Origin of the sequence: Bradyrhizobium sp., assembly GCF_035652035.1 — a bacterium.
In the GTDB taxonomy this organism is placed as follows: domain Bacteria; phylum Pseudomonadota; class Alphaproteobacteria; order Rhizobiales; family Xanthobacteraceae; genus Bradyrhizobium.
Genome location: NZ_DASREO010000109.1, coordinates 19,703 through 37,384, shown reverse-complemented (window position 1 = coordinate 37,384; position 17,682 = coordinate 19,703). Strand labels below are relative to the sequence as shown.

At 63.1% G+C, this 17,682-nt stretch carries 17 protein-coding genes; 10 read left to right on the top strand and 7 right to left on the bottom strand.

Features of this window, described 5'->3' with window-relative positions; genetic code table 11:
* The 3 genes from VFB05_RS30770 to VFB05_RS30760 all read left to right on the top strand — a co-directional run.
* The coding region (locus VFB05_RS30770; protein WP_325019710.1) for a PAS-domain containing protein at positions 1-352 on the top strand (352 nt) is incomplete at its 5' end.
* 71 nt (positions 353-423) lie between these two features.
* Positions 424-885 (top strand): GNAT family N-acetyltransferase, encoded by a 462-nt coding sequence (locus tag VFB05_RS30765; protein ID WP_325019708.1) that lies wholly within the window; start codon positions 424-426, stop codon positions 883-885.
* Positions 886-1,180: 295 nt separating this feature from the next.
* Positions 1,181-2,122, top strand: coding sequence for an aldo/keto reductase (locus VFB05_RS30760; protein ID WP_325019705.1), 942 nt, complete (start codon positions 1,181-1,183; stop codon positions 2,120-2,122).
* 152 nt (positions 2,123-2,274) lie between these two features.
* Here the strand turns inward: VFB05_RS30760 and VFB05_RS30755 are convergent, their stop codons facing one another.
* Entirely contained in the window at positions 2,275-3,504 is a 1,230-nt protein-coding gene (locus VFB05_RS30755; protein WP_325019703.1) for a DUF1501 domain-containing protein, read from the bottom strand.
* Positions 3,505-3,507: 3 nt separating this feature from the next.
* A complete protein-coding gene (locus VFB05_RS30750) occupies positions 3,508-5,070 on the bottom strand; it encodes a DUF1800 domain-containing protein (protein WP_325019701.1) in 1,563 nt (520 codons plus the stop codon).
* Positions 5,071-5,174: 104 nt separating this feature from the next.
* On the opposite strand from VFB05_RS30750, the gene VFB05_RS30745 reads away from it, so the two are divergent.
* The gene (locus tag VFB05_RS30745) at positions 5,175-5,360 is read left to right on the top strand and encodes a hypothetical protein (protein ID WP_325019699.1); all 186 of its coding nucleotides are present in this window, start codon (positions 5,175-5,177) and stop codon (positions 5,358-5,360) included.
* Positions 5,361-5,393: 33 nt separating this feature from the next.
* On the opposite strand, the gene VFB05_RS30740 is transcribed toward VFB05_RS30745, so the two are convergent.
* Positions 5,394-6,209, bottom strand: coding sequence for a 2-keto-4-pentenoate hydratase (locus VFB05_RS30740; RefSeq protein ID WP_325019697.1), 816 nt, complete (start codon positions 6,207-6,209; stop codon positions 5,394-5,396).
* 111 nt (positions 6,210-6,320) lie between these two features.
* Positions 6,321-8,117 carry a ShlB/FhaC/HecB family hemolysin secretion/activation protein gene (locus tag VFB05_RS30735; protein WP_325019695.1) on the bottom strand — a complete coding sequence of 599 codons (1,797 nt, stop codon included), beginning with the start codon at positions 8,115-8,117 and terminating at the stop codon, positions 6,321-6,323.
* Between the two features lie 126 nt (positions 8,118-8,243).
* Between VFB05_RS30735 and VFB05_RS30730 the strand changes: the two genes are divergently transcribed.
* From VFB05_RS30730 to VFB05_RS30710, 5 genes are all read left to right on the top strand, one after another.
* The gene (locus VFB05_RS30730) at positions 8,244-9,308 is read left to right on the top strand and encodes a FecR family protein (RefSeq protein WP_325019693.1); all 1,065 of its coding nucleotides are present in this window, start codon (positions 8,244-8,246) and stop codon (positions 9,306-9,308) included.
* A 49-nt stretch (positions 9,309-9,357) separates the two neighbouring features.
* On the top strand, positions 9,358-12,087 hold the full coding sequence (locus VFB05_RS30725; protein WP_325019691.1) for an EAL domain-containing protein: 2,730 nt from the start codon (positions 9,358-9,360) through the stop codon (positions 12,085-12,087).
* A 100-nt stretch (positions 12,088-12,187) separates the two neighbouring features.
* Positions 12,188-12,589, top strand: coding sequence for a PAS domain S-box protein (locus VFB05_RS30720; protein WP_325019689.1), 402 nt, complete (start codon positions 12,188-12,190; stop codon positions 12,587-12,589).
* Positions 12,590-12,710: 121 nt separating this feature from the next.
* On the top strand, positions 12,711-13,325 hold the full coding sequence (locus tag VFB05_RS30715) for a hypothetical protein (RefSeq protein WP_325019687.1): 615 nt from the start codon (positions 12,711-12,713) through the stop codon (positions 13,323-13,325).
* Positions 13,322-13,804 carry a hypothetical protein gene (locus VFB05_RS30710; RefSeq protein ID WP_325019685.1) on the top strand — a complete coding sequence of 161 codons (483 nt, stop codon included), beginning with the start codon at positions 13,322-13,324 and terminating at the stop codon, positions 13,802-13,804. The genes VFB05_RS30715 and VFB05_RS30710 overlap by 4 nt, the downstream gene beginning before the upstream one ends.
* Before the next feature lie 39 nt (positions 13,805-13,843).
* Here VFB05_RS30710 and VFB05_RS30705 read toward each other — a convergent pair whose 3' ends face one another.
* Genes VFB05_RS30705 through VFB05_RS30695 form a run of 3 tightly spaced genes read right to left on the bottom strand, consistent with a single transcriptional unit; the run spans position 13,844 to position 16,554 of the window.
* The gene (locus VFB05_RS30705; RefSeq protein WP_325019683.1) at positions 13,844-15,310 is read right to left on the bottom strand and encodes a D-aminoacylase; all 1,467 of its coding nucleotides are present in this window, start codon (positions 15,308-15,310) and stop codon (positions 13,844-13,846) included.
* 15 nt (positions 15,311-15,325) lie between these two features.
* Positions 15,326-15,916: an MFS transporter gene (locus VFB05_RS30700; RefSeq protein ID WP_325019681.1), complete on the bottom strand. Its 591-nt coding sequence runs from the start codon at positions 15,914-15,916 to the stop codon at positions 15,326-15,328.
* Positions 15,901-16,554: an MFS transporter gene (locus VFB05_RS30695; protein WP_325019679.1), complete on the bottom strand. Its 654-nt coding sequence runs from the start codon at positions 16,552-16,554 to the stop codon at positions 15,901-15,903. Before VFB05_RS30695 ends, VFB05_RS30700 begins: the two co-directional genes overlap by 16 nt.
* A 235-nt stretch (positions 16,555-16,789) precedes the next feature.
* Between VFB05_RS30695 and VFB05_RS30690 the strand changes: the two genes are divergently transcribed.
* A complete protein-coding gene (locus tag VFB05_RS30690; protein WP_325019677.1) occupies positions 16,790-17,674 on the top strand; it encodes a LysR family transcriptional regulator in 885 nt (294 codons plus the stop codon).
* Positions 17,675-17,682 lie beyond the last annotated feature (8 nt).

The following is a 17,682-nucleotide window of genomic DNA, read 5'->3' as shown; positions in this document are numbered from 1 at the left end:
CGACGCGAAGGCCGACAGCAAGCCGCCCTTCATCGCGCTGATGTATCACGGCCGCGACACCGGCGCGTGGGAGATGCCCGAAGAAGAGCTGAGCACCTTCATCGCGGAACGAACCGAGATGATGCGGGCGGGCGACTCGACGCCGATCAACATCAATCTCAGGGACGGCCAGGTGCTGCGCTTTTCCTGCACGGCCTTGCCCGACGGCGGACGCATGCTGAGCTATACGCCGGTCACCGAACTGGTTCGCCACACCGACGATCCGGCCTTGGCCGAATACTACCGGCTGATGCGCAAGAATCGCTTGCGCAATCCGGCGCGAGACTTGCGCGCGGCCGAATGGCGGCGCTAAATAAATCGGATTGATCCAATTCGACGCTGCCGCTTAAATCGAGCGATCATTCCTCTTGGCTCGATAGGCCTATGCCCGACGAACTCCTTATTCGCTCCGTTGCGCGCTCCGACTATGAACAATGGTTGCCGCTGTGGGACGGCTATAACGCCTTCTACGGCCGCTCAGGTTCGACCGCGCTTTCGCTTGATATCACGCGCATGACATGGGCGCGTTTCTTCGATGCCTATGAGCCCGTTCATTGCCTGGTCGCCGAAAGCGGCGGCCGGCTTCTTGGCCTGACGCATTATCTGTTCCACCGCTCGACCACCGCAATCGAACCCGTCTGCTATTTGCAGGATCTCTTCACCGTTGAGGCCGCTCGCGGCAAAGGCGTCGGTGGCGCGCTGATCAAGGAGGTCTATCGAGAGGCGCAACGAGCCGGCGCACCGCGCGTCTACTGGCAGACGCATGAGACCAACCGCACCGCGCAAATGCTTTACGACAAGCTCGCGGAGCGATCCGGCTTCATCGTCTACCGCAAGCTGTTTTGAGGCACGGGTTTCCGGCCAGCGAATTCGAACCAAGGCGTGCACACACAGGTTGTGGATAAGTCTCCCTGTCACGACTGCGTTATAATGCGGGACTAGCCTTCCAATGCGTTTGATCAGGCCCCCCGTCGATGATCATCCGCGCCCCCAGCGGTCCCCGTCAGTCGCCGCGTCTGACCGGGGCCGCACTTTTTTGTGCAGTGTTTCCCGCATGGCTGCACCCGGCGCGTTGCCTTGTGCCCGGGCTTCTTAAGGTGACAATAGCGTTCACCTCACACTGGAAGCACGGGATTGATCCATGGAAATCCGTAACCTCGGCGGCTCAGGCCTGCGCGTCTCGGCGGTCGGTCTTGGCTGCAACAATTTCGGCCAGCGCACGGATCTCGAAACCTCGCGCAAGGTCATTCACAAGGCGATCGATCTCGGCATCACGCTGTTCGATACCGCCGACATCTATGCCGATATGGGCGGCTCCGAAACGGTCCTCGGCGAAGTGCTGGGCGATCGCCGCAAGGACATCGTGCTCGCGACCAAATTCTCAAAACCGATGAGCACCGATGGCACCAAACAAGGCGCCTCGCGCCGCTACATCATGTCCGCCGTTGAAGCCAGCTTGAAGCGACTGAAGACAGACTACATCGATCTCTACCAGCAACACGATTACGACCCGCTGACGCCGATCGACGAAACGTTGCGGGCCCTCGACGATCTGATCCGGCAAGGCAAGGTGCGTTACATCGGCAATTCGAATTTTCCGGCGTGGCGGATCGCCGAAGCCGAGCATGTCGCGCGCGCCATGAATGTCACCCGCTACATCTCATGCCAGGACGAATACAGCCTCGTCGTCCGCGACATCGAAAGGGACCTGTTGCCCTGCGCGCAGGAATACAAACTTGGCTTGCTGCCGTTTTTTCCGCTGGCGAGCGGTCTGTTGACCGGAAAATACCGGCGGGGCCAGGCTGCGCCCGACGACTCGCGGTTCGGCAAGGTGCCGCGATTGCGCGATCGCTACGTCACGCCGCGCAACGAGGAGATCGTCGAAAAGCTGGAAGCCCTTGCGCAGGCGCGCGGCCACTCGATGCTCGAACTCGCCTTCTCCTGGCTTGCTTCGCGGCCGCAGGTGGCGAGCGTGATCGCCGGCGCCACGCGCGTCGAGCAGGTCGAGCAGAACGCCAAGGCGATTACCTGGCGCCTCTCCGCCGACGACATGGCGGAGATCGAAAAGATTACGAAGGGATGATTTTCCTTCGTCGTCCCCGCGAAAGCGGGGACCCATACGCCGCGGCTTCTCTATTGAAGCGGGATGCCTGACATGCCCCGTGAATACTAAAGCCGGTGGTTATGGGTCCCGGCTCGCGCTTGCTCCGCTCGCTTGGCCGGTACGACGATGTGTTACCCCACGAGCCCCTGCATCGGCTTCACCTGCGCACTGTCGGGGAACACGTTCTTCGCCAGCACGGTTTCGCCGATGCCGAGATGATCGCGCAGGATGCCCTTAAGAGCCGCGCGCAGATCCGTGGTCGGCGCGAGGTCGCGGCCCTCGTAGAGATTGGCGCTCTTCAGTCCCGGCCAGTCCGCAATCACCCGTCCGCCTTTCACCGCGCCGCCGGCAAGAAGAGCGATCGTGCCATTGCCGTGATCGGTACCTTCGGTGCCGTTGATCCGCGCGGTGCGGCCGAATTCCGTTGCGACCACCACGACGGTGTCGCGCCACCGCTCGCCAAGGCCGCTCTGGAATTCGCCGAGCGCGCCGTCGAGGCCCGACAGCAATTGCGCCAGACGCCCGACCGGACCGCCTTCATTGGCGTGGGTATCCCAGCCGTCGAAGGCCAGCGCGGCGATGCGCGGGCCGTCGTCGGCCGCCATCACCTTGGTGGCGCCGCGCGCCACCAGCCGCATCGCCGCGACGTTATTGCCGCCGGGCCTTGCCTTCATGTCGTCGCCGAGCGCGGTCTTTTCCAGTTGCAGCCCCTGGGAGAGGGCTGACGCCAGCGCCGGATCGCGATGCTGGTAGAGATCGAGCAGGCGCGCAGCGGTATCGTCGGCGGCTGGCGGCAAGTTCACCGGCGCCCAGCCCACGGTTGGCGCAACGCCTCGCAGCACCAGCGGTGTGGTCGCGCCGACCGCAAGCCCGCTCGTCACATGTTCGCCCTTCGGCAAGCCTTCGAGCGCGCGATTGAGCCAGCCGGATTGCACGCGGCCGGGGCCGGCAAAGCCGCTCTCGAGCACATCCTGGCCGTCGAAATGCGAGCGGTCGCGATAGGGTGTCGACACCGCGTGGATCACGGCCGCCTGCTTCTCGCGATACATGCGCGCGAATTCCGGCATCGATGGATGCAGCGCAAAGAACGAGTCCAGCATGGTCGCGGCGTGCGGACCTTCGGAGGTGAGCGCGATCGAACCATGGAGTCCGGCGTAATCGGGATCGCCGACGGGTGCGACGGTGGCAAGGCCGTCGAGCGCGCCGCGCAGGAGGACAACGATCAGGCGCGGATCGCGACCGTCGGCGGCGCGGGCGAATTTCGGCAAATAGGCCCAGGCGGCAAACGAGGCGCCGCCGAGCAAAAATCCGCGGCGCGATGTGGCCAACCGATTTTCACAGCAGTCCATGGTCGTTTCCATGAGTTATCTCCTCTGGAATTCCGGCGACATCAAAAGCAGCGCCAACGCCTGTTGCCGCGACTCCGCGCGCGCGACGGTCTGCCGCGTCTCCGGCGACGACGCGTCGGCGACCGCAAGCTCGAGCAGATCGCGCGGATCGATGTTGTCGCCGACCTTCGAGGCGACCTCGGCTGCGATATCGAGCCGCAATTTCATGCCTTCCGGCGCGGCCCAGGCCGCATTGGTGTCGGAGAATCCATTCGGCCCGGACGGCGACCACAACGGTTGGCCGAGCGCGTTGAGGCCGCCGAGATAGCGGCTGGGTTCGTCCGGGATATGGCCCAGCAGACGCCCGGTCGCGATCAGATATTCGTAAGGGCTGCGGATCTTGGTCTGCGGCGCCTGCCAGGCCTCGTCGGAATCAACCAGCGCCGTGGCGAGTGCCAGGAGATCGCCGTCGGTCTTGCCGAACACCTCTTGCAGCCGCGCAACCAGCGCTGGCGGCGGATCGTCGGCGACGAAGTGACGGGCGAATTTGGTGGCGACGAATTTTGCCGTGGAAGGATTGCGCGCAATATCGGCAAGCGCCGCTTCGCCTTGCGCGACGCCGGTGTCCTCATAAGTCTTGCCGAGCAGGACCTGCGGTCCCGGCTGATGCGCATTGGCGTTGAAGACGAAGGTGCCGGGCGAGCCAAGCTTGGCTTGCCGGCCGGCAAAGGTCCAGCCGGTGATGATGCGCGCGAGCGAAGTGACGTCGGCCTGCGTGTAGCCGCCGCCGACGCCGAGCGTGTGCAGCTCCATGATCTCGCGCGCGAGATTTTCATTCAGCCCGCGCTTGCGGTTTTGCCCGGCGCGGGAGTCCGGACCGAGCGACTGCTGATTGTCGAGAAAGAACAGCATCGCCGGATGCTGCTCCACCGCCATCAGCATCTCGCTGAAGTGTCCGAACACATGCGGGCGGATCGCTTCGCGCTCGAACGAGCCAGCCCAGATCCGTCCCAACTGTCCTTTCGCGGCCGAGATGCAGAAATGATTGGACCAGAACGCCACCAGGCGTTCGCCGAACCCGCAATCGGCCTGCAGACCGCGTTGCAGGCGCGCCAGCGCCTCGGCGCGAAACGTCTTCTGGATCACGTTGAGTTGCTTGGCGGGCTGCATGGCTTCGCTCGCCTTCAAGGGAACGTAGGTGATCTTTTCCAACGCTTGATTGCCCGTGGATTTTCTTTCCATGGACTTGTCGTCGGGTGCCTTGCCGAGCGCCTCCATCGTGGCCGGCTTTTCCGAGGCCGACATCTCTCCTGTGGATTTGGCCTTCGCGTTTTCCTTCGCGTTTTCTTTGGCGTTTTCCTTATTGGCCTCGCGCTCGGCCTTCACTTCGGCCTGATAGGCAAACGCGGCTTCTGCCAGCGCCGGGGTTGGTTGCAGGCCAGGCATTTCGAGCCGCACAGTTGCGGGACGCTGAAGGTCGGCCTTGACGAAGCCGCGCGGATCGGAGGCCGCGTTGACCAGATCGCCCGCCGCACCGCCGCGGGCGCCAAAGCCGAAACGGTTGAGCGCCATCAGGGCAGCTTGCGGATCGCGGGCCATCGGACTTTTCCCATCATGCTGTTAACGGGCGAAGCAACGCGTATATTACGCTTCACGCGCGATGAACCGGATATGAAAAACGCGGCGAAGTTTCGTTACCGTTCATGACAAATCGTTTAGAAATGGACCCACCGCGCCACGTCGTCTGTTCCCGATGCGGAACGGAATTTTCCTGCACGCAATCCGAAACATGCTGGTGCGCCGAAGAGGCAAAGTTGCCGATGCCGCGCAAGGGCGAGGATTGCCTCTGCCGCGAATGCCTGCGCAAGGCGGCAGCGCAAGTGCAATGACGCCGGCGGCGTCCATCGTGTAATAGCGAAGCGCTATTCGAAGCGGATATTGATTGGTTCGAGCGGGATGCCGGCGACTTTCGTTGTCCAGCGCTGCCCCGCGGCAATTGGCATGGCCAACGTCAAGGTTCCCGTCGAAATGATTTCGCCGGCACCAAGCGGTGGATTGTGCGCGTCATGCGCCGTCAATTCCGCCAGATGGCGCAGCGCGTGCAGAGGACTGTCGAGAACCAGAGCCCCGCTTCCCTCCTGGCTCAACGTACCGTCGCAATAGATTCCAACGGTGAAGGCGGCCAGTTCGAGCAACCACGCGGCCTTGCGTGAGGCGATCTCGTGGCGTGTGCCCACGAGGAGTGCCCCATGGACGCCGTTCGCAGCGACGGTGTCTGAGGCTGCGAATTTCCAGTCCGGAAAAATCGACTGCACCACCTCATAGCCGAGGGCAACCCATGCGATGCAGTCAAGCAGCGCGGTCGCGCTCATGTCGGGCGCGGGCGAGGCGCTCAGACCGAACATGATCTCGGGCTCGATCCGCGGTTCGACGAAGTCGCTGGCGCGAAGAGCCTCGGTGGTTGCGAGATCATGCGTGGTGCGGCTGGTCGTGTAACCCCAGATCGGCGAATCCACGCCGTAGCGCTTCCACATTTCGCGGTTGGTGAAACCGATCTTCCGCCCCGTGATGGTTTCACCGCGCCCTTCGAAGCGGGCGCGGATCAAGGACGTGACGCGATAGGCATCGTCGAGCGACAGGCCGCCTGGCCTCGACGAGAAGGTCTGGATTTGACGATGCTCTGATATGGCGGCGAAGGCCTCGTTGGCCACGGCCTCGAGATTGCGCTCAGTTCCCATCGTGGGCCACCTTAAGGTTCGGATTTTAGCCTTCTCCGCGAGGCAGGCCAAGCATGACGACCATTTGCCGAACCGCAGCTCCGGCCCGTTGGACCGCCCGGACACTTCCGCTCAGAGGCAGTGCGTCGATGCCTTTGTCGGACAAAGCTCGAGCGCGCTGGTCAGTGAGAACAGCACGCGCACGTCGCGCCCGGGATTGTCGGGGGCGCGGTAGCTCAGCGGCGCCGCAACCGAGAGATCGGCCTGCGTGGCGTTGCTCAGGAAAAAGCGAACGCCGCCGCCGACGGAGACCAGCGAGATGCCGTCGGTATAGCGAAAGCCGGAGTTCCAGGCCACGCCGCTATCGACGAAACTGTAGAGCTGGTAGCCGCTCAGGTATTTCGAATTCAGCTTCTGATCGAAGCGCAGCTCGAGCGTGCCGGCCATGCCGTTGTCGCCGCTGGTCTCGGCCGCACTGTAGCCACGGCCGAAGGCCGCTCCCCCGAGATAGAATTGCTGCGACAGATAGAGCGGTCCGGACGCCACCTGGCCGGCGCCGGCGATCTTGAGCGACCACGCATCCGCCAGCGTCTGATAGCGCGTGAACCAGGCATTGAGCGTCGAGAACGTTGGCGATGCGCCGAGGTGCGACACGAAAGCGTCCTCATAGGACGAAGCCCCCAGGATGTCGAGGCCCTGACGCCAGGTCACGGTCAGGTAGTTGTTGCCGCCGAAATTGTCCTGCAGACGAGAGTCCGCCGTCAGGCTGACGGTGCGGATGCGATCGGTGTAGATCGGTCCGAACATATCGCTTTCCGAGACATTGCTGACGTCGAGTGCCGCCGTCAGGATCAGCGACGCGCGCTGCGACTGCAGGGGCGCGAAACTGCCGCGAAGCTGAAGTCCCTCTGTCGTCGTGTTGTCGGCGAAGGCGTGACGATAGTCGCCGGGCCAGACGTCGCTGTAGTAGGCGGAGGCGCCGACCCGAAAGCCGTCATTCCCGATCGGGGTGTCATAGGACAGCCGGGCGAAACCGAGTTCGCGCGGATCGTTCGGCGTGGTCGAAAGATTGACCGCCAGCGTGTCGCCCGGCCTCGCCAGGGAGTTATACGCCGCGGTCGCATAGCTTTGCCACGGGCCGACCGAGGACGAGCCGAGATTGTCGATGCCGAAGGAGGCATAGACCTGCCAGGTCTTGACGAACACGGTCAGGCGAAAATGGCCGCTCGCGTTGCCGATCTCCTCCAGCGTGGTGTCTTGGATGCGCACGCCCGGACGTCCGCTGACCAGCACCAGCCTGCGCTCGAGCGTCGCGAGCCGCGACGGCTGCTCGGCGAGCACGGGCGCCAGCATCTGGCGTACGCCAAACTCTTCTGCGCCCTCACCCTTCAGATCGACCTCGGTGATGCTGCCTTCGATCACCTGGATACGGATCGTTCCGTCGCTGATGTCCTGCGGCGGGACGATCGCCCGGCTCAGGTGGAAACCTGCCGCCCGATAGATGTCGCTGATGCTACCCGCGATCGCCGCCAGGTCGGCCTGCGATACCTTCCTGCCGATATAGGGTTGGTAGGCAACCGCCAGTAGGCCGGGCGATATTGTCGTCGCGCCAACGATCGAGACGTGGCGCAGCACGAACAACGGGGTCGGGTCCGCCGCGGCCTCGGCAGGCCGGGCGAGCTTTGGCATCGGCAGGTTGGGCCCGACCGCAGGCGCGCGTTCGAACTGACCCTCTCCAAAGCGCTGGTCGAATTGCCTGGGATCGTAGGCCGGGCTGGCCTGCTCGGCCCGGCCGGCCGCCGGTAGCAGCGCAAGGAGGGCCGCAAATGCGCCGGCCAAGCGTTGCGCCCGCCGATCGCCGACTGCACTGGTGGCGCCCCGGTCGTTCAGATGCGCTTGCGCGGGCCGCCACAGCATTCTCAGGTGCATGAATTTTGATAGGATTTTATGGTCAATGAACGGTTAACGGCCGCCCCTGGAACCGCGGCGTTCACATACTCAATTTTGAACTTTTCGCCTTAGCCTGGGGTCAGTTCAGGCTGAGGAAAAAGAGTCATGCATCGCGCCCGCAACTACCTGTACGTGCTCGTGACTGCGCTCGCACTTAGTGGGGCGTCCCATGCGTTTGCCGCCGACGGCGGCACCTGGTCGGTCAGCAAGTCGTCCGGCGAGGTCTGGATTACCAACGGCGAGGTCCAGCAGGCTTCGCTGAACCCCGCGGACAATCTCAAGCCTGGCGATACCATTCGCACCGGCCGTAACGGCCGGGTGCTGCTGGTGCGCGGCGAGGAAAGCATTCTGATCGCGCCGAATTCGGTCGTCGGCCTGCCTACTGAGCCGAAGGAAGGACTGTCGACCACGATCGTCCAGAAGGCCGGATCGATCCTGCTCGAAGTCGAAAAGCGCAACGTCAAGCATTTCGAGGTCGAGACCCCCTACCTCGCCGCCGTGGTCAAGGGCACGCAATTCCGCGTCACCGTCGGCGCAAACAGCACCAGCGTCGATGTCACGCGCGGACAGGTCGAGGTCACCGACTTCAAGTCAGGCCAGATCGCCCAGGTGCTGCCGGGCCAGAAGGCAACCGCTTTCGAACGCGGCAAGCCCGGCCTCTCGCTGAGCGGTTCGGGCACGTTCAATCCGATCGAGCAAGGCAAGCCGCGTCCATCCTCGGTGGATCGCGTTCCCGTGCCGAAGGGCGGCTTCGCTGCGATCCGCAACGCTGCCAACGGACAAAAGGGTCACGCAGGCGCATACAACAAGCTGCGGATCTCCTCGGCGCTCGGCGAAGTGAAGCTCGACGTCCACAAGGTGACGCGTGGCCTCGCCCGCGGCTCCAATGGAGCCGGCTGGGCGAACCGCAACCTCGCGAACAACACCACGGTATGGAGCTCGTCGCAAACGGCGACGGCAAATACCGTGTCGTCAACGACGAGCGCTGCCGGCAACTCGGCGAGCAGCACCTCGTCAACGGTCGCAGCCACGGTCGCCGCCGCCACCAACGCCGGAAGCAGCAACGGCAACGGCAACGCCGCCAACGGCAATGGCAACAACGGCAACGGCCTCGGCCTCGGTAACGGGGGCGTCGGCAACGGCAACGGCAAGGGAAACCTCAAGCATTAACTGAGCAAAGGGGAACGGACGCAAATGTCCGTTGCGGGGGATTGGGGACGTGAAGCATATCCGACCACACCTTCTGGTCGCGGCCGTTTTGGCCGTCGTGCTGGCCGGTGGCTGGCACGGCGGGCTGCGTAACGCGCTCGCTGACCTTCGTTTCAGCTGGTTGTCGCAGCCGGCCGGCGACGACATCGTCGTCGTCGCCATCGATGCGCCTTCGATCGAGAAAATCGGCGTCTGGCCGTGGCCGCGCCGGCTCCATGCCGAGTTGCTGCGCCAGCTCGAGCGCGCCGGCGCCAGCGACATCGTGTTCGACGTCGATTTCTCAACGCCCTCGGACACGGAATCCGACCGCCTCTTCCTCGATGCGCTGGAGCAGGCCGGCGGATCGGTCGTGCTCCCATCGTTCAAGCAGCCGGGACCTGACGGCACGACCTTCTTCAACCGTCCGCTGGCAGCCTTCCGCGCGCAAGCCTGGTCGGCGGTCGTCAATGTCGCGATCGAACCGGACGGGCTGGTCCGCCGTTATCCGTTCGGCCAGAAACTCGACGGCGAATTCATGCCGTCGATGGGCGCCGTTCTCGCCGGCCAATACGACGAAAAAAGCGGGCCGTTCCTGATCGACTTTTCAATCCACCACCAGAGCATCCCCCGCGTATCCTTTGTCGACGTCTTGAACGGCAATCAGGCGGCGCTCGACCGGCTGAAGGGCAAGAAGGTCATCATCGGAGGAACCGCGCTCGAGCTCGGCGATCGCTTCAGCATTCCAAATGGCGGCATCGTCGCCGGACCGGTTCTCCAGGCGCTGGCCGCGGAATCGATTTCGCGCGGCCGTGCATTGCACTGGACGTCGGCAACCACGACGTTGCTGACGCTCGTTGCGCTCATGGTTGCGATGATCCTGCTCTGGCAGCCGCTGTCGGCCGCCAAACGCGTCGGCGTGCTCGCCGTAACGGCAGTGGCCGTCGAACTGTCGGCCTATCTGCTCCAGATGTGGTTTCCGCTCGTCCTCGACACGGCGCTACTGCACATCGCCGCCGTCGTCTATATCGCCGCCATCGGGCTCGACGAGATCGATGTTCGCGATCTGCTGGGCCGCATCGCGGAGAACAGGTTTCAGCGCATTGCGATGTCGCTCGGCGATGGTCTTGTCTGCACCGATTCCGATTTCCTCATCACGGTATGGAATCCCGGCGCGACGGCCATCTTCGGCTACGATCAGGCCGACATGATCGGCCGGCCATTCGATACGATTTGCGCGACAGGCAGAGGCGCGGAAGCTCCATTCTCGATGCAGAATTCGAGCGCACTCGGAACCGGCAAGGTGATCGAGTTCGACGCAAGGCGCCGCAATGGCGAAGTGTTTCCGGTCGAAGCCAGCTTCTCGCGCTGGCAAGGCGCCGACGGTCTGCAGCATGGCGCCATCCTGCGCGACATCTCGGTGCGGAAGCGCGAGGCCGAAAAGATCCGTTACCTTGCCGAGTACGACTCGCTGACGGGCCTCGCTAACCGCTACACGCTGGAGGCTCGGCTCGAGACGATGATTGCGACCGCCGAAGCCGACGGCGCCGAGGTCGCGCTTCTGATCATCGGCCTCGACGGATTCCAGCACATCAACGACCTTCTCGGCCACGCCAATGGCGACCTGGTGCTGCGCGCCGTGTCCGATCGGCTGAAGAACGAGGTCGGCCGCGCCGGGTTGGTCGCGCGGCTGAGCGGCGATGAATTCGCCGTCGCCATCTCCCGCGCCGACATGTCGGAGAGCGTCGAGGATCTGGCCCGGCGCGTCACGGCGAGCTTCGAGAAGCCCGTCATGACCGGCAACCGTTCGCACCGCGTCAGGGCGTCGATCGGCTCCGCCGTCTTTCCGGCTAGCGGCAGCCGTGCGGACGAGCTCTTGTCCAACGGGCACATCGCCCTTTGCCGGGCCAAGGCGAGCAAGCGTGGCGGCTGCGTGCTGTTTGAGGCGGGTATTCGCCAGGAGGTCGAGGCGCGTCTGACGCTCGAAGCGGAGCTTGCGCTCGCAGCGGATCGTGGCGAGTTCGAGCTGTACTACCAGCCGCAAGTTCATCTCGGCAGCGGCGACCTGGTGGGCGCGGAAGCCCTCATTCGCTGGCACCATCCGACGCGAGGGCTGCTCTCGCCGGGCGAGTTCATGCCGGTCGTCAATACATCGTCGGTTTCGGAACGCGTCGCGGCCTGGGTGCTGGAAACGGCCTGCCGGCAGGCGCGGGCCTGGGAGAAGTCTGGACATCGCCTTCGCGTCGGCGTCAACCTGTCGCCGTCGCAACTCCACTCCGGCGATCTCGCAAGCTCCGTTGCGAACGTGCTGGCGGCGACCGGCCTGACGCCGTCGCTGCTCGAGCTCGAAGTCACCGAGGACATCCTGTTGCTCGACGAGAAAAGCGTGCTCGCCACGTTCCAGCGAATTCAGCAACTCGGCGTCCGCATCGTGTTCGACGATTTCGGAACCGGCTATGCGAGCCTCAGCTATCTCAAGAAATTTCCGCTCGACGGCTTGAAGATCGATCGCTCCTTTGTGCTCAACGCGCTGATCGATCACGACGACGCGGCGATCGTGAGTTCGACCATTACGCTCAGCTCGCAACTCGGCCTGACCGTGATCGCGGAAGGTATCGAGAACCGCCCGACCGCCGATCTTCTCGCGAGCATGGGCTGCGAGGAAGGCCAGGGCTATTTCTTCGCGCGTCCGCTCCCCGTATCCGAATTCGAAAGCCGGATGCTGGTGCCGTCTGATAGGCTCGCCCAGTCGCTCGCGAGCTGAAACGCCGCGCAATCGGCTGCGTTAGTCCCCACGAAGGCGAAGGCGCAGGGTTCATTTGATCGTGGCCCCGCCCGCGGCATCGAAGCAAACAGGTGCACCCATGGAAGAGCATCCCGATTTGGCGGAACGTATCATCGATCAGACAGCCGATGCGATGATCTATGCCGATCGCGCCGGCACGATCGGCCGCTGGAATCCCGCCGCCACCACCTTGTTCGGCTATTCGAAGGACGAGGCGCTCGGCCAAAACCTCGATCTGATCATTCCCGAGCACTTACGCGCCGCGCACTGGCGCGGCTTTGAGGCCGCGATGACGAGCGGCGCCCTGAAACTTGAGGGCCGCCCTACTCTGACGCGCGCCTTGCACAAGAGCGGGCGCAGACTCTACGTCGAAATGACATTTGCGATCGTCAAGGGCGCAGCGCCTGCCGAGGTGCTTGGCGCGGTCGCCGTCGCGCGCGACGTGACAGAGCGCGTCGAAAAAGAGCGCGCGGCGAGATGATGCCGTCATTTTGACGGAACCATTTACGTTTCAATTACCTTCTTCCCGCCAAAAGATCCGACGAACTCCTTTCATACCGGTCAGGGTGCTAATCTGCGGCGTCTCAACCCAGAGTAATCCTGTGGCTCGCTTCGTTCTTCTCGTATTCATGGTGTTCCTGACCGCCTTTGTCGGCGTGACATGGGCCACCCGCGGCTTTCCAGTCGTCATCAACAGCGGTCCGCCGGTCGTCGTGGGCCCGCTATCGTCGCGGACCACGGCAACGTTCGGCGATCAGAGCGCGAAGGACTACGAGCGGAAGATGTGGGAAGCGCAACACACGTTGCAGAGTGATGGCGACGCGCAGCTCGATGCGATCCGGATGGAGGCGTTGCGAGCGGCCAATGCCTATAAACTGGTGCCCTGCGGAGAGACCACCAAGCCCGATTTGATTGCCGCCGTGATCGCCTACGCGCGGGCGTGGCAGAAAAGGATGGACTGCCCGAGGCCGGCCAACATGCTCATGTTTTGCAGCGACGAGAAGGTGAAGAAAGTTGCAGCGACTTTCTCGACACCGCTCGATATCCACGCGAAAGAAGCCCTGCGTGAAGCGTTCGATCTGCAGGGCATAGTGAAAGCGGATTTTCCCGACGACGTCCGGCAGGATGCGCTGCAGTTCACCGGCCCCGGCCTTTGGTTTGACGAGTCGCCGGTCTGCCTTCCGCCGGCGCAGGCTTCGTCCAGGCGTGCGCGATGAAACCGATCTGGTTCCTGGTCTGGGCTGTTGTCGTCGGCCAGGTGGCAATCTGGGCCTTTGCGAAACCAGAGCCGTCACCTACGGATGAGCCTCGTGAGGAACGAGCCTTCGGCACCAACGAGGACATCCATGTGCAGTCGCGGATTGGCCTGAGAGAACAGGCCTTCAAGTCGCTCGAACTGCCCTGGGGATCTCGTTGCCAGGGCGACGGCCGCAAGAGCTTCGTCGCCGGCCTCAGCCACTACTACTATCAGCGGCAAAATCAGAGCGAGCGATACCCCGAAAATTTTGGCAAGGCCGGCGCCGACTATATTGCGAAGCAGTGGTCCAGTACCGACGACAGGAGAATCGACCGGCTGACCCAAGACGCTCACGCAAAAGGCTATTTGAAGCTCGCGGATTTCGACGGGCTCTCTCGCAAATTGATCGACGTTGTCGTTCGTGACGAGCGCGTCACCGGAAAGGGCTGTGAAGGTTGAGCGGCGCACGACTCACTTGCGGGGCCAGGCGCCGTCACTTCACAATTGGCTCCCAATGCGCGTGATGACCTGACCGCGGCGCGCGCCGCTATGCCTGCCTTGATGCCAGGTCAAGGCGCCGTTGACGATCACGGCTTCAATGCCCTCGGCCGGCCCTGTCGGCGTGTCGTAATTGGCCTTGTCGATCACCGTTGCAGCGTCGAATACGACGACGTCGGCGTGCTGTCCGACGGCGATCGTTCCCCTGTTCGCCAGACCGAAGTTTTTCGCCGTCAGGCCGCTCATCTTCCAGACCGCGGTCTCCAGCGAAAACAGGCCGACATCGCGGCTGTAGTGGCCGAGAACCCTGGGAAATGTTCCCCAGAGCCGCGGATGCGGCTTTGTTCCGCCGGGCAAACCGTCGGAGCCGACCATCGTGCATTCGAAGGACAGGATGTTGCGCACATCGCCCTCGTTCATGATGAAGTAGATGGCGCTCGCCGGCTGCAAGCGCCGCGCCGCCTCCAGCCGGCTCACCTGCCATTCATCCGCAATATCGCCGAGTTCGCGTCCGACAAATTCCGGATGCGACTCGCATTCAGCGATGACCACACGCCCGCGCAGCCTCACCTCGTCGGTGTGCAGCATGGTCGAACTGGCCGCATAGGGATAGCAGTCGAGCGCAACGCACTGGCACTTCATCGTCGCCTCGATCAACGGCAGCGTCACGGCCGATTTGCCGAAATTGGCTTCGCCAGCCAGCTTGTGATGGGAAATCACGACCGGCGCATCCAGGGCGCGGCCGATCTCAAAGGATTCGTTCAACGACTCGACGCAGCCCTCCGCCTCGTTACGCATATGGGTCGCGAAGACCGCGCCGGTGCCGGTGATGGGCCGGCAGACTTCGATAACCTCGCCGGTCGTCGCCATTGCCGCCGGCGGATAGTAGGTGCCGGTGGATACGCCGATCGCGCCCGCATCGAGTGCCTCGACAAGCAAGCCGCGCATCGCGGCGATTTCGTCTGGCGTCGCGGTCCGATCGAGCGAGTCCATCGTCATCAGGCGCATCGTCGTGTGCCCGACCATCGCAGCGACGTTGACCGACGCTGGTGCGCGCCGCAACGTCTCCAGATAGTCGCCAAAACGCTCGAAAGTGCGAGGAGACGCGTCTCCGGCACCCAGGAGATTTTGCGGCATGGGACGCGGCAAGTCCGGCTTCAGGGGAGCGAGACTGATCCCGCAATTGCCTGTCACCACGGTGGTGACGCCTTGCGAAATCTTGAAGGTCATGTCGGGCTCGGACAGCAACGCATGATCGTCATGCGTGTGGGAATCGATGAAGCCCGGAGCGACGATCTTTCCGTTTGCTTCCAGGGCAACGGGCGCCTGTGCGTCGGCCAGGTCGCCGACCGCGGCGATATGACCATCGCGGATGCCGATGTCAGCATTGAAGCGGGGACGGCGCGTTCCGTCGATCACCGTTCCGCCGCGAATGAGGAGGTCGAAAGCGCCTGTACGGTCGGTCATTGTAACTCCTTAAGTTTATCGAACACCTTCCGGCTGGATGACGGAGACTGCATCGCCGGTTGCTCGCCAGTAGAAAGCGACGACTGCCGAGGTGACAGCAGACGCCAGCAGCAGATAGAAGGCCGCGAGATATGAACCTCCGGACGCCGCGATCATCGCACCCATGGCTGCGGGCGCGACCGAACCGCCGATCTGTCCGCCGAAATTCATCAAGCCTGTCGTACTGCCGATCGAGGACTCGGGGAAGTGCCGAAGCGGGGCGGCGAAAACCGTAGCATAGACGAAGTTGAACGCCAGCAGGAGCAGCGTCCAATAAACGAGCAGCAGATAAATCGAGGCCGTCGTGATCATCAGCGCCAGAAATACGGCACTGAAGAACGCGCCGAAAACCATGAACATCCTTTCGCGCCCTTTGCCGTGCTTGTCCAGGAGCAGCCCAACGACATTCGTTCCGGCGAAAGCGATCAGGTTCGGCAGCATGGTGGCAAGACCGACCTGCTTCAGATCGATCCCGTAGGTCTTCATCAGGTACGACGGCATCCAGGATTGAACGCCGATGTAGAGCAGACTGGTGAAAGACCAGATCGCGGTCAGTTTCCACGCCATCGGGTTTCGTAACAGTGCTGCCAACGGCTGACGAGGGGGCTGGCCGCACGCGCGCGCTGCGCGGTGATGCCGCTGCGCAGCACAAGCCAAAGCATCAGTGCAACCACGAAGCCGAGGCAGCTGAGGATATGAAACGATCCACGCCAGCCGAGCCAGGCGACGGTGGCGCCAATCAGGCCTGCGCCGGCGGCATTGCCGAGGAACACCGTCGAAATCAGGAACGACTTCGCCCGCGCTCTTTCCAGTCTTGGGAAGACTTCGGCGACCGTCACCGAACTCGCCGGCGAAAAGCTGCCTTCGCCTAGTCCGAACATGAAACGTATTGCAAGCAGCGAAGCGAATGACCAGGCGAGACTGGTGGCGCTGGTGAAAACCGACCAGGTCACGATACAAATCACGACGACGATGCGCGAACCATAGCGATCGGACAGCCATCCGCCGGCAAGCTGCATCAGCGCATAGCTGACGTAAAAGGCGCCGAGCACCATGCCGGCCTGGCTCGCGTCGAGCGCGAATTCGCGGCTGATCGGGATGATCGCAACGCTCATCAAAATGCGATCGGCATATCCGACGGCCCACGCCAGAAACAGGCCGGAGAGCGCGGCAATTTTTTGCGATCTGGAAAAACCGGATTGCACGACGTCACCCCTGTGTGGCCCATCTGGATTTGACGGTTCTGTTTGCACCAGACCGTCCGCCTGGTCGGTGGTCGACTGTAGATGTCGCGCTTTCGCCGGGCCCAATGAAAAGGCAGGCTCACGATATAACCGCGGGTTATAGGAGCGCCGCAGGGTTGACAGCTCAAGGCACGCCGGAATTGATGTCGACTGGCTGGTGACGCGCGGGACCCGGGCGTTACGCTGGAGGAAAACCGTGCGCCTGCGACACATCGAAGTATTCAGTGCAATCATGCTGACGGGCTCGACCAATGGCGCGGCGAAGATCCTGAATATCTCGCAGCCCGCGGTGAGCAAGATCCTCCAGCATGCCGAACAGTCGGTCGGATTTCCGCTGTTCCTGCGCAGCAGGGGAAAACTGGTGCCGACCCAGGAAGCGCTGCAATTGCAGCGGGAGTTGACGCCGTTCGACGAGCAACTGAGGCGCATCCGTCGGCTCGCCAGCAGTCTTTCGGTTGGCTCGGCCCGTCCATTGCGGATCGCGGCGACGCCAGCGCTCGCACACCACCTGCTGCCACAGGCGGTCGCTCTCTGGTGCCGGGCATACCCGCAATCGAATTGCGAACTGTCCGTCGCGCACACGCGCGAAATCGAGCAGGCGCTACTGCTCAATGAAATCGAGATCGGTCTGACGATGCGTCCGGTGTCGCACCCCAACCTTGTGCTCACCGAGTTGCGAAGCTGCGGCCTGTGCGCAATTGCACCCGCCGGCTGGTGGCCCGACAAACTGACGAAGCGACCCTTGCGAGCCGATGAGTTGAACGATCAACCGATCATCACCATCGACACCGAAGATTACCTCGGCGGCATTCTTTCCAACTGGCTGGAGGATGCCGGAGCCCATCCCAAAAGCGCAATCTCGGTACAGACCTATACGCTCGCAAAGTCGCTGGTGCAGGCGCGCGTCGGCGTCGCACTGGTCGACTGGTTCACAGCCAACTATCCGCCCGATGTCCGGGACATCCAGGTGCGGCCGGTGGAGATTGCCTCCAGTCTGAAGGTTTATGCCCTGACCCAGCACGAGCGCCCGCCGCCGCGAACCGCAGATCGGCTGATGAAATTCCTGCGCCAGGTTCCCTAGCATCCCAG